Source organism: Enterobacter cloacae complex sp. HYC003_NIDB (assembly GCF_056673375.1).
Genome location: NZ_CP114220.1, coordinates 2,876,131 through 2,888,464 on the forward strand (window position 1 = coordinate 2,876,131; position 12,334 = coordinate 2,888,464).

Annotated in this window: 10 protein-coding genes; 8 read left to right on the forward strand and 2 right to left on the reverse strand. The window is 58.8% G+C overall.

Annotated elements, in window-relative coordinates:
• Window positions 1–26: 26 nt before the first annotated feature.
• Entirely contained in the window at window positions 27–2,405 is a 2,379-nt protein-coding gene (gene ppsA, locus O1722_RS13710) for a phosphoenolpyruvate synthase (protein WP_017384643.1), read from the reverse strand.
• Window positions 2,406–2,740: 335 nt separating this feature from the next.
• Here ppsA and ppsR point away from each other — a divergent pair, with 335 nt between their 5' ends.
• The 8 genes from ppsR to O1722_RS13750 all read left to right on the forward strand — a co-directional run bounded on the left by ppsR (window position 2,741) and on the right by O1722_RS13750 (window position 10,871).
• Window positions 2,741–3,574: a posphoenolpyruvate synthetase regulatory kinase/phosphorylase PpsR gene (ppsR, locus tag O1722_RS13715; RefSeq protein ID WP_017384644.1), complete on the forward strand. Its 834-nt coding sequence runs from the start codon at window positions 2,741–2,743 to the stop codon at window positions 3,572–3,574.
• Window positions 3,575–3,724: 150 nt separating this feature from the next.
• Window positions 3,725–4,771, forward strand: coding sequence for a 3-deoxy-7-phosphoheptulonate synthase AroH (gene aroH, locus O1722_RS13720; protein ID WP_015570722.1), 1,047 nt, complete (start codon window positions 3,725–3,727; stop codon window positions 4,769–4,771).
• A gap of 209 nt (window positions 4,772–4,980) precedes the next feature.
• Window positions 4,981–5,169, forward strand: coding sequence for a hemin uptake protein HemP (gene hemP / locus O1722_RS13725; protein ID WP_015570723.1), 189 nt, complete (start codon window positions 4,981–4,983; stop codon window positions 5,167–5,169).
• Window positions 5,170–5,245: 76 nt separating this feature from the next.
• Window positions 5,246–7,228, forward strand: coding sequence for a TonB-dependent hemoglobin/transferrin/lactoferrin family receptor (locus O1722_RS13730; protein WP_017693583.1), 1,983 nt, complete (start codon window positions 5,246–5,248; stop codon window positions 7,226–7,228).
• A 35-nt stretch (window positions 7,229–7,263) separates the two neighbouring features.
• Window positions 7,264–8,292 (forward strand): hematinate-forming heme oxygenase ChuS, encoded by a 1,029-nt coding sequence (gene chuS / locus O1722_RS13735; RefSeq protein ID WP_023296351.1) that lies wholly within the window; start codon window positions 7,264–7,266, stop codon window positions 8,290–8,292.
• A complete protein-coding gene (locus O1722_RS13740; RefSeq protein WP_033487137.1) occupies window positions 8,289–9,107 on the forward strand; it encodes a heme/hemin ABC transporter substrate-binding protein in 819 nt (272 codons plus the stop codon). Before chuS ends, O1722_RS13740 begins: the two co-directional genes overlap by 4 nt.
• Window positions 9,107–10,099 carry a FecCD family ABC transporter permease gene (locus O1722_RS13745; RefSeq protein WP_033487138.1) on the forward strand — a complete coding sequence of 331 codons (993 nt, stop codon included), beginning with the start codon at window positions 9,107–9,109 and terminating at the stop codon, window positions 10,097–10,099. Before O1722_RS13740 ends, O1722_RS13745 begins: the two co-directional genes overlap by 1 nt.
• Window positions 10,092–10,871 (forward strand): heme ABC transporter ATP-binding protein, encoded by a 780-nt coding sequence (locus O1722_RS13750; protein ID WP_015570728.1) that lies wholly within the window; start codon window positions 10,092–10,094, stop codon window positions 10,869–10,871. The genes O1722_RS13745 and O1722_RS13750 overlap by 8 nt, the downstream gene beginning before the upstream one ends.
• On the opposite strand, the gene selO is transcribed toward O1722_RS13750, so the two are convergent.
• Entirely contained in the window at window positions 10,868–12,310 is a 1,443-nt protein-coding gene (selO, locus tag O1722_RS13755; RefSeq protein WP_045907489.1) for a protein adenylyltransferase SelO, read from the reverse strand. The genes O1722_RS13750 and selO overlap by 4 nt on opposite strands.
• Between the last annotated feature and the right edge of the window lie 24 nt (window positions 12,311–12,334).

The following is a 12,334-nucleotide window of genomic DNA, read 5'->3' on the forward strand; positions in this document are numbered from 1 at the left end:
CTCGCCTTTTTCAGGTTGTGCAGGTTTTACTTGTTCAGCTCTGCCAGGCTCAGCCAGGTCTGCACCACGGTGTCCGGGTTCAGGGAGAGGCTATCAATCCCCTCATCCATCAGCCAGGCCGCAAAGTCTTCATGGTCAGAAGGACCCTGGCCGCAAATCCCGACATATTTCCCCTGTTTCTTCGCCGCGCGGATGGCCATGGAGAGCAGCGCTTTCACCGCCTCGTTACGCTCATCGAACAGCTCAGAGACGACGCCGGAGTCGCGGTCCAGGCCGAGCGCCAGCTGCGTCATGTCATTCGAGCCAATGGAGAAGCCGTCGAAGTGCTCCAGGAACTGCTCGGCCAGCAGGGCGTTGGACGGAATTTCACACATCATGATGATCTTCAGCCCGTTCTCGCCGCGCTTCAGCCCCTGACGCGCCAGCTCATCAACCACCGCCTTCGCCTGATCCACGGTACGGACGAACGGGATCATGATTTCCACGTTGGTCAGCCCCATGTCGTTGCGCACGCGTTTTACCGCCTCGCACTCCAGCGCGAAGCAGTCGCGGAAGCTTTCCGACACGTAGCGCCCGGCGCCGCGGAAGCCCAGCATCGGGTTCTCTTCTTCCGGCTCGTAGCGTTCGCCGCCCACCAGGTTGGCGTATTCGTTGGACTTAAAGTCCGACAGACGCACGATCACGCGTTTCGGGTAGAAGGCCGCGCCGAGCGTGGCGATCCCTTCCGTCAGACGACCCACATAGAACTCTCTCGGCGAGTCGTAACCCTTCATCATCTCGCGGATTTCGTTTTGCAGTTTTGCGTCCTGGTCGTCGAACTCCAGCAGCGCACGCGGGTGCACCCCGATCATACGGTTAATAATAAATTCCAGACGCGCCAGGCCCACGCCTTCGTTCGGCAGGCAGGCGAAGTCAAACGCGCGGTCCGGGTTGCCGACGTTCATCATGATCTTCAGCGGCAGGTCCGGCATGGTATCCACGCTGGAGCTTTTCACGCTGAAGTCGAGGATATCGGCATACACGTAGCCGGTATCGCCTTCGGCACAGGAGACCGTCACCTTCTGGTCGTCCTTCATGCGCTCGGTGGCATCACCGCAGCCGACTACCGCCGGGATCCCCAGCTCACGGGCGATAATAGCCGCGTGACAGGTACGGCCGCCGCGGTTGGTGACGATGGCAGCCGCTTTTTTCATAATCGGTTCCCAGTCCGGGTCGGTCATATCGGTCACCAGCACGTCGCCAGGCTGAATGCGGTTCATCTCGCTGATGTCGTGGATCACTTTCACCGGACCGGCACCGATGCGGTGACCAATTGCGCGGCCTTCCGCGACAATTTTGCCCTGCGCGTGCAGGGTGTAGCGCTCCATGACCTGACCGCGTGAACGTACGGTTTCCGGACGCGCCTGCACGATAAACAGCTTGCCGGTGTGTCCGTCTTTCGCCCACTCGATGTCCATTGGACGGCCATAGTGTTTTTCAATCTGCACCGCCTGCTTCGCCAGCTCTTCCACTTCGGCGTCGGTCAGTGAGAAGCGATCCCGCTGCTCCTGCGGCACATCTTCAATGGTGACCTGTTTGCCATGCTCTTGCGTCGGAGCATAGATCATGCGAATTTTTTTCGAACCCATGGTGCGACGTACCACTGCCGGACGGTTAGCCGCCAGCGTAGGCTTGTGCACGTAGAATTCGTCAGGGTTCACTGCCCCCTGCACCACCATCTCGCCCAGACCCCATGCGGAGGTGATAAACACCACCTGGTCGAAGCCGGATTCAGTGTCGATAGAGAACATCACGCCGGAAGAGCCTACGTCCGAGCGCACCATGCGCTGCACGCCGGCGGAAAGCGCGACGCCGCGATGGTCGTAGCCCTGGTGCACGCGATAGGAGATGGCGCGGTCATTAAACAGGGAAGCAAACACGTGCTTCACCGCCACCAGCACCGCATCGTAACCCTGAACGTTCAGGAACGTTTCCTGCTGACCGGCGAAAGAGGCGTCCGGCATATCTTCCGCGGTGGCGGAAGAGCGCACGGCAAAGGAGGCCTGCGCGTCGTCAGCGGAGAGCTGGTTGTACGCGTCGTGAATGGCTTTTTCCAGTTCCGGCTGGAAAGGTGTGTCGATAATCCACTGGCGGATTTGCGCGCCGGCTTTGGCAAGCTCGGTGACATCATCAATATCCGTTTTATCCAGCAGGTCGTAAATGCGCTGGTTTACACCGCTCTGGTCTAAAAACAGGTTAAACGCATCGGCGGTTGTGGCAAACCCGTTAGGTACGGAGACACCCATACCGGACAGATTTGTAATCATTTCACCCAGGGAGGCATTTTTGCCCCCAACTCTGTCTACATCATTCATGCCGAGTTGGTTATACCAAAGCACCAGCGGTGACGAGCCATTGTTGGACATCGAAACAATCCTTTTGTGATATTTGATCGGAGTAAGAAACACCTGACTACGTATTTATACTGGCATATTTATTTCCGCTAAAAAAACGGTGAATCGTGTAAGCAATTTAAATTTTCAACTTTTCGGACAGTTTCCCGGCACTCGCTAACCCGATGATTCCTATAGATTCCGGCAAAAATCATAGAAATAAAGCCGCTATTCGAAAAATGAAATCCACTTTTCAGGAAAATCAAAAACACCATTTCATTTTAAATTCAGATAAGTTCTTTGCTGTGAAATTAACTTTTTTAATTTATGCTTTCAGGCAATTACGTACGCTATTCAGGGTGGATAAAATGGATAATGCTGTCGATCGCCACGTTTTTTATATTTCTGATGGGACGGCGATAACCGCCGAGGTGCTGGGACACGCGGTGATGTCGCAGTTTCCGGTATCGATAAACAGCATCACGTTGCCGTTCGTGGAAAATGAGAGCCGGGCCAAAGCGGTCAAGGACCAGATCGACGCCATTTACCAGCAGACCGGCGTTCGTCCGCTGGTGTTCTATTCCATTGTGATCCCTGAGATCCGCAACATCATTTTGCAAAGCGAGGGCTTCTGTCAGGACATCGTGCAGGCGCTGGTTGCTCCCTTGCAAAGCGAGCTGAAGCTCGACCCAACGCCGATCGCCCACCGTACCCACGGGTTGAACCCCGGCAACCTGACCAAATACGATGCGCGTATTGCCGCCATTGACTACACCCTGGCGCACGACGACGGGATCTCCCTGCGCAATCTCGACCAGGCGCAGGTGATTTTGCTCGGCGTGTCGCGCTGCGGTAAAACCCCCACCAGCCTTTACCTGGCCATGCAGTTTGGCATTCGCGCCGCCAACTACCCCTTTATTGCCGATGATATGGATAACCTGGTGCTGCCCGCCGCGCTCAAGCCGCTCCAGCATAAGCTGTTTGGGCTGACCATCAACCCGGAACGACTGGCAGCGATCCGCGAAGAACGTCGCGAGAACAGCCGCTACGCCTCGATGCGCCAGTGCCGAATGGAAGTCTCCGAAGTCGAAGCGCTGTACCGGAAAAATCAAATTCCCTGGCTGAACAGTACCAACTATTCAGTAGAAGAAATTGCCACCAAAATCCTCGATATCATGGGGCTGAATCGCCGCATGTACTAATATGCTAGTACATTATTCCGGTTTCAGTTATTATTACGCCATCCTCGGGGCGACGTGCCCCGAACTTGAAATCAGCAGGGATTGGTTTAAGGTGATGCCCATCACTTCCCGGTAGTCTGCCGATGAAGCAAAAAATTTCTGAGACATTCCATGAATAAAACCGACGAACTGCGCACCGCGCGCATTGATAGCCTGGTCACACCGGCTGAACTGGCCCGGCTGCATCCCGTTTCCGCCGAGGTGGCGGACCATGTGACGGCCTCCCGTCGCCGCATCGAAAAAATTCTCAATGGTGAAGACAAACGTCTTCTGGTGGTGATTGGCCCCTGCTCCATCCACGACCTCGACGCGGCAATGGATTATGCACAACGCCTTCAGACGCTGCGCGGCACGTATCAGGATCGCCTGGAGATCGTGATGCGTACCTACTTTGAAAAGCCCCGTACCGTCGTGGGCTGGAAAGGATTGATTTCCGATCCCGATCTGAACGGTAGCTACCGGGTGAATCACGGTATTACGCTGGCGCGCAAGCTGCTGTTACAGGTTAACGAACTGGGCGTGCCAACTGCCACCGAATTTCTGGATATGGTGACCGGACAGTTTATTGCCGACCTCATTAGCTGGGGCGCGATTGGCGCACGTACCACCGAAAGCCAGATCCACCGTGAAATGGCGTCGGCGCTCTCCTGTCCGGTGGGCTTCAAAAACGGAACGGACGGCAATACCCGAATTGCCGTAGATGCCATCCGCGCGTCACGCGCCAGCCATATGTTCCTCTCCCCGGATAAAAACGGCCAGATGACCATCTACCAGACCAGCGGCAACCCGTTCGGACATATCATTATGCGTGGCGGTAAAAAACCGAATTACCATGCAGAAGATATTGCCGCCGCCTGCGAAACGCTGGCGGAATTTGACCTGCCGGAGCATCTGGTGGTGGATTTCAGCCACGGCAACTGTCAGAAACAGCACCGCCGCCAGCTGGACGTCTGCGAGGAAGTTTGCCAGCAGATCCGCAGCGGCTCGACCGCCATTGCAGGAATTATGGCGGAGAGTTTTATCAAAGAAGGCACGCAGAAGATCGTCGCCGGACAGCAAATGGTCTACGGCCAGTCAATCACCGACCCGTGCCTGAGCTGGGAAGACAGCGAGCTGCTGCTGGAGAAGCTGGCTTCAGCCGTGGACACGCGCTTTTAAAATCCTGCCGGGTGACGCTGCGCTTACCCGGCCTACGGTACGTGCCCTTCTCCCTCTCCCCGTGGGAGAGGGTCGGGGTGAGGGCATCAGACCGCACCTCTCCCCCAAATTTGATCCCGTCACACAATTTTCACAAAAACGCTTGCCGTGAATTTGCAGTTTATTGATAATGATTATCATTGTTACATTGATTGTTATTTATAAACATTATGTCACCTACCGATAACAGCGCGGCAACGCCAACAAAAACACACACAGCGCCGTCCCCTGCTCCCACCGATCGCCGAATCGACAGCAAAAGCCTGTTGGGTGAGGAGGGACGGGTCATTATCGAGCATGACGGCCAGCACTACCTGCTGCGCCAGACCAATGCCGGAAAACTGATCCTGACTAAATAAACCAGACAACACATTCGCCAGCCACCCAGGTGATCCCCAGGCAGCCAGCGCTTTTCAATTCTTATGGAGAGTTGCTATGCCACACCTGCAATCCGCGTCTTTACGCCCGTCTCTTCTGGCGCTGGCGATTGTCAGCACCCTGCCGGGCGTTACGTTTGCCGCCGCAGACGAGATCACCGTCACCGCCACCGGCAATGCCCGCAGCGCCTTTGAAGCCCCCATGATGGTGAGCGTGATTGACGCCACCGCGCCGGAAAACCAGACCGCCAGCTCCGCCGCCGACCTGCTGCGCAAGGTGCCCGGTCTGACGCTGGACGGCACCGGGCGCACCAACGGTCAGGACGTTAACCTCCGGGGCTATGACCGCCGTGGCGTGCTGATACTGGTGGATGGCGTGCGCCAGGGCACTGATACCGGACACCTGAACAGCACGTTCCTCGATCCGGCGCTGATCAAACGTATTGAAGTAGTACGTGGTCCTTCCGCCTTGCTGTACGGCAGCGGCGCGCTGGGCGGCGTAATTTCGTATGACACCGTCGACGCCAGCGATCTGCTGGATGCAGGTAAAAACAGCGGCTATCGCGTATTTGCTACCGGTGCAACGGGCGATCACAGCATCGGGATGGGTGCCAGCGCCTATGGCCGCACCGATACCCTGGACGGTCTGGTCTCCTGGTCCAGCCGCGATCGCGGCGACATTCGCCAGAGTGACGGCGCGAGGGCGCCAAACGACGAATCCATCAACAATATGCTGGCGAAAGGCAGCTGGAAAATCGATCCGGCGCAGACGCTGAGTGGCTCCCTGCGCTACTACAACAACGACGCGCAGGAGCCGAAAAATCCGCAGACCACGGATGCCAGCAGCAGTAACCCGATGACCGATCGTTCCACCATTCAGCGCGATGCCCAGCTTGGCTACCGCATTGCGCCAGCCGGAAACGACTGGCTGAACGCCGATGCGAAAATTTACTGGTCCGAAGCGCGGATCAACGCCCAGAACATCGACGCCAGCGGCGAGTTCCGTAAGCAGACTACCAAAGGCGGCAAAGTGGAAAACCGCACCCGCCTGTTCAGCGACTCCTTCGCCTCGCACCTGCTGACCTACGGCGGGGAATACTATCGTCAGGAGCAACACCCTGGCGGCGCGACCACCGGCTTCCCGGACGCGAAAATCGACTTCAGCTCCGGCTGGTTGCAGGATGAGATCACCCTGCGCGACCTGCCGGTAACGCTTCTCGGCGGGACGCGTTACGACAACTACCGCGGCAGCAGCGACGGTTACGACGACGTGGATGCGGATAAGTGGTCATCACGCGCCGGGTTAACCGTGAGTCCAGCCGACTGGCTGATGCTGTTCGGCTCTTACGCCCAGGCCTTCCGCGCGCCAACGATGGGCGAGATGTATAACGACTCGAAGCACTTCTCTATCGGCAGCTTCTACACCAACTACTGGGTGCCGAACCCGAACCTGCGTCCGGAAACTAACGAAACCCAGGAGTTCGGTTTTGGGCTACGTTTTGACGATCTGCTGCTCGCCAACGACGCGCTGGAGTTCAAAGCCAGCTACTTCGACACCAAAGCGAAAGATTACATCTCCACTACCGTCGATTTTGCGGCGGCCACCACCATGTCCTATAACGTACCAAATGCCAAAATCTGGGGCTGGGACATGATGGCGACCTACGCGACCAGTCTGTTCAACCTGGACGTGGCCTACAACCGCACACGCGGGAAAGATACCGACACGGGCGAATACATCTCCAGCATCAACCCGGACACCGTCACCAGCAAGCTGGATATCCCCGTGGCGCAAAGCGGCTTCTCCGTGGGCTGGATCGGCACCTTCGTCGAACGTTCAACGCACATCAGCAGCAGCTACAGCGAGCAGCCTGGCTACGCAGTGAATGATTTCTACGTCAGCTATAAAGGTCAGCAGCAGTTCAAAGGCATCACCACCACCCTCGTGCTGGGGAACGCCTTCGACAAAGCCTACTGGTCACCACAAGGCATCCCGCAGGATGGCCGCAACGGCAAGATCTTCGTCAGTTATCAATGGTAATTCCCTTCGGGGCAACGATTCAGAAGGATAAGATTATGGGCCACTACACACGCTGGCTTGAGCTTAAAGAAGAACATCCGGGTAAGTATGCCCGTGATATCGCCGGATTAATGCACATCAGCGAAGCAGAGCTGGCATTTGCGCGCGTTGGACACGACGCCTGGCGGCTGCGCGGTGAAATCCGTGAGATTCTGGCAGCGCTGGAGTCGGTGGGGGAAACCAAATGCATCTGCCGTAACGAATACGCCGTTCACGAACAGGTCGGGGCGTTTACTAACCAGCACCTCGGCGGCCACGCCGGGCTGGTGCTGAATCCGCGCGCGCTGGATCTGCGTTTGTTCCTCAACCAGTGGGCGAGCGCGTTCCACATAAGTGAAACGACCTCCCGCGGCGAACGTCAGAGCATTCAGTTCTTCGATCATCAGGGCGACGCTTTACTGAAGGTCTACACCACGGATCACACCGACGTTGCCGCCTGGGGCGACGTGCTGACCCGTTTTATCATTGCCGATAACCCCACTCTGGCACTGAAGGCTGTCGATGCCCCTGCGCATTCCGACGGTGCTGATGCAGGCTCGGTGGAGAAAGAGTGGCGCGCCATGACCGATGTGCATCAGTTCTTTAGCTTACTAAAGCGCCATAACCTGAGCCGCCAGCAGGCGTTTCGTCTGGTGAGTGACGATCTGGCCTGTAAGGTGGATAACAGCGCGCTGGCACAGCTGCTGGAGACGGCGCGACAGGACGGAAACGAAATCATGATCTTCGTCGGCAACCGCGGCTGCGTGCAGATCTTCACCGGTGTGGTGGAAAAACTGACGCCCATGAAGGGCTGGCTGAACATCTTCAACCCAACCTTTACCCTGCATCTGCTGGAGGAGACTATCGCCGAGACGTGGGTAACGCGTAAGCCTACGGCGGACGGACACGTTACCAGCCTGGAGCTGTTTGCTGCGGACGGCACTCAGATCGCCCAGCTCTACGGGCAGCGTACCGAAGGCGAGCCTGAGCAGAGCCAGTGGCGCCGCCAGATTGACGCCCTGACGCCAGAAGGGCTGGCCGCATGAAACACTGGTTCGCCCTGCTCTGCGCCCTGCCGCTGGTCGCCGTCGCCGCGCCGGAGAGAATTGTCGCCCTCGGCGGCGACGTGACGGAGATCGTCTACGCCCTCGGCGCGGAGTCTTCTCTGGTTGCGCGCGACAGTACCAGCCAGTGGCCGCAGGCGACAAACGCGCTGCCTGACGTGGGGTATCTTCGCCAGCTGAATGCGGAGGGGATTTTGTCCGTACGCCCGACGCTGGTGCTGGCAAGCGACCAGGCGCAGCCCTCTCTGGCGCTGAAACAGGTTGAACAGAGCCACGTCCGGGTGGTTACCGTTCCCGGCACGCCTGTCCTGCGCGCGATTGACGAAAAAGTACGAGTGATAGCTCAGGCGACGCATCATGAGGCGCAAGGGGAAACCCTGCGCAACTCGCTGCGTCAGGCGCTGGCGGCACTGCCCTCAACACCGCTCAACAAGCGGGTGCTGTTTATCCTCAGCCACGGCGGAATGACCGCAATGGCGGCCGGGCAACAGACCGGCGCGGATGCGGCAATACGCGCCGCCGGGTTGCAGAACGCCATGCAGGGCTTTACCCGCTATCAGCCGCTTTCCCAGGAGGGGGTGATGGCCAGCCAGCCAGATCTGGTGGTGATTTCGCAGGACGGTCTTAACGCGCTGGGCGGCGAAGAAAATCTGTGGAAACTGCCCGGTCTGGCGCAAACGCCAGCGGGACGAAGCAAGCAGATGCTGGCTATTGATGATATGGCCCTGCTGGGCTTCAGCGTCCGCACGCCGAAAGCCATACAACAGCTGCGTGCCAGAGCGGAGCAACTGCCCTGATGTCCCGGCGCATCACGTTATCGTTATGGATTCTGGCGGGGTTGCTTACCGTCATGACGTTCATGGCCACCGGTTTTGGGGCGTTACGCCTGCCGGTGAACGTGCTGTGGAGCGGCAGCGATGAGACGCTACGCCAGATCTGGCTTACCATCCGTCTGCCCCGCGTGCTGCTGGCGCTGGTGATTGGCGGATCGCTGGCGCTCGCCGGCTGCGTCATGCAGGGGCTGTTCCGCAATCCACTGGCCGACCCGGGCCTGCTCGGGATCAGCAGCGGTGCGGCGCTGGCCGTCGCCCTGTGGGTGGTGCTCCCGCTCTCGCTGCCCGCGCTGGTGATGCTTTACGCCCCTATGCTGGCGGCATTTCTTGGGGCGCTGGCAGCCACTGGCGTGATCTTCCTGCTCAGCAAGCGGCGTGACCCCTCTCTGTCACGTCTGTTGCTGGTGGGTATCGCCATCAATGCCCTGTGCGGTGCGGCAGTGGGTGTGCTTTCGTGGGTCAGCAATGACGCCCAGCTGCGTCAGCTTTCACTCTGGGGAATGGGAAGTCTTGGTCAGGCACAGTGGTCAACGCTGCTCGCCGTGACCTCGCTGATGGTGCCTGCCGTTCTGACGATCTGGCGTTGTGCCAGCGCATTAAATTTACTGCAACTGGGTGAAGAGGAAGCGCATTACCTTGGCGTGGACGTTGCCCTTGTACAGCGAATATTACTGTTATGCAGCGCCCTGCTGGTCGCTGCGGCTGTCGCCGTCAGCGGCGTGATTGGCTTTGTCGGACTCGTGGTGCCGCACCTGATGCGCATGTGGCTGGGCGCCGATCACCGGGCAACCCTCCCCGGCACGGTACTCGCGGGCGCTTTACTGCTGCTGGTGGCGGATACGGTCGCGCGCACCCTGGTCGCTCCGGCAGAAATGCCGGTCGGCCTGCTCACCAGTATCCTTGGCGCTCCCTGGTTCTTATGGCTCATTTTTCGTCGTGGAGAACAGCATGGCTGAACGTTATACGGCTGAAAATCTTACTTTTACCCGGTCTGGCCGCACGCTGACAGATAACGTTTCGCTGTCACTATCGCAGGGAGAGCTGGTTACATTGATCGGCCCCAACGGCGCGGGGAAATCCACGCTGCTGCGGCTGCTGACCGGCTACCTGAAACCCGACAGCGGCGGCTGTTCGCTGGCGGGAAAAGCGCTGGATGAATGGCATCCGCAGACGCTGTCCCGCTATCGGGCGGTGATGCGCCAGCAGTCTCAGCCTGGATTTGACTGGCAGGTGGAGGAGATCGTTGGAATGGGGCGTGCGCCCTGGACGCGTCACCCGGAACCGTCGATTGTGCGTGAGGTGTTGCAGCTGACCGGTTGCCTGCCGCTGGCCGGCAGGCGTTATCATGCCCTCTCCGGCGGCGAGCAGCAGCGCGTCCAGCTCGCCCGCGCGCTGGCGCAGCTGTGGCGTGACGGAACGCCGCGCGGCTGGCTGTTTCTCGACGAACCCACTTCAGCGCTGGATCTCTACCACCAGCAGCATCTGCTGCGCCTGTTGAAATCGCTGACCCGTCAGGGCCATCTTCACGCCTGCGTGGTGCTGCACGATCTCAATCTTGCCGCATTATGGTCGGACCGGATCCTGCTGTTACACAACGGCAGGATTGTTTCTCAGGGCATACCGGAGACGGTTTTGCAGGCCGACGCGCTGGCACACTGGTACGGTGCGCAGGTGCACGTCGGCAGACATCCGGCGCACGCCGCACCGCAGGTTTTTCTCGCCCCTTAGCTTGAGCAGCTCACTTCCAGCCGCTTGCCCCAGTCCGGCGGGCGGCTGACATAGTCATCCTCCCGGTCGGCAAACGGCGTGCGCAGGGCGATATGCAGCCGATGCAGCTCGGTATAATCCCCCTGCTCTGCCTGCTCAATGGCCCGCTGCGCCAGCCAGTTGCGCAACACCATCGCCGGGTTAACCGCCTTCATCCGCGCCTGGCGGGTATCGTCATCAATCTGTTCCTGCTGTAAACGCGTCCGGTAAACGGCAAACCAGTCATCAAACGCCTGACGATCGATGAACTCGTCGCGCAGCGGTGACGCGGCGCTCTGCTGCGCGGTCTGGCTCAGCATACGGAAGGTTCGGGTATAGTCGCTGCCTTCACGCGCCATGATGGCAAACAGCCCATTCAACAGCGCGTTATCGCCTTTTTCCTGCGTCATCAGCCCCAGCTTGTTGCGCATTAACACACCATATTCCCGCAGCAGGATCTCCTGATAGCTGTCCAGCGCATCGTTCAGGGCATCGACGTCGATAAACGGCGACAGGCTTTGCGCAAGCCGCTGAAGGTTCCACAGCCCCACCGCAGGCTGGTTGTCGAAACGGTAACGCCCCTGATAGTCCGAATGGTTACAGATGTAACCCGGCTGATAGTCATCAAGGAAGCCGTACGGACCGTAGTCAAACGTCAGCCCTAACAGGGACATGTTGTCGGTATTCATCACCCCGTGGGCAAAGCCGACGGCCTGCCAGCGGGCAATCATTGCGGCAGTGCGCGCGACAATATCACGGAACCAGAGAACATAGCGGTCCGGCTCGTTTTGCAGGTGCGGCCAGTGACGGCGAAGGGCGTAATCGGCAAGCTGGCGGACCTTATCCGGCTCGCGGCGATAGTAGAAGTGTTCAAAATGACCGAAACGCAGATGGCTTTCCGCCACGCGGATCAGCATCGCCCCCTGCTCCATCGTTTCCCGGGCCACCGGCGTGTCGCTGGTGACAATGGACAGCGCGCGTGAGGTGGGGATCCCCAGGGCATGCATCGCCTCGGAAGCCAGACCTTCACGGATGGTTGAACGCAGCACCGCGCGGCCATCCCCCATGCGTGAGTACGGGGTTAGCCCTGCCCCTTTCAGGTGCCAGTCGAGCGTTTCGCCATTCGGCAGAAGTTGTTCACCCAGCAGGATGCCGCGGCCATCGCCGAGCTGTCCGGCCCAGACGCCAAACTGATGTCCGCTGTAGACCTGAGCCAGCGGCTTCATGCCCGGGAGCAGCGTTTCGCCGCCCCAGACGCCGGCGCCTTTTTCTGGCTGAAAAAGCGTCGAAGGGATGCCAAGCGAATCCGCTAATGCATCGTTATGCCAGATAAGACGCGCGTTCTGTAATGGCGTTGGCTTAAGCGCGGTGTAAAAGCCGGGTAATTCATCGTGCCAGTGAGCAGTAAAAGACAGGGTCATAAGTCCTCCTGCTTTAAGTGTAGA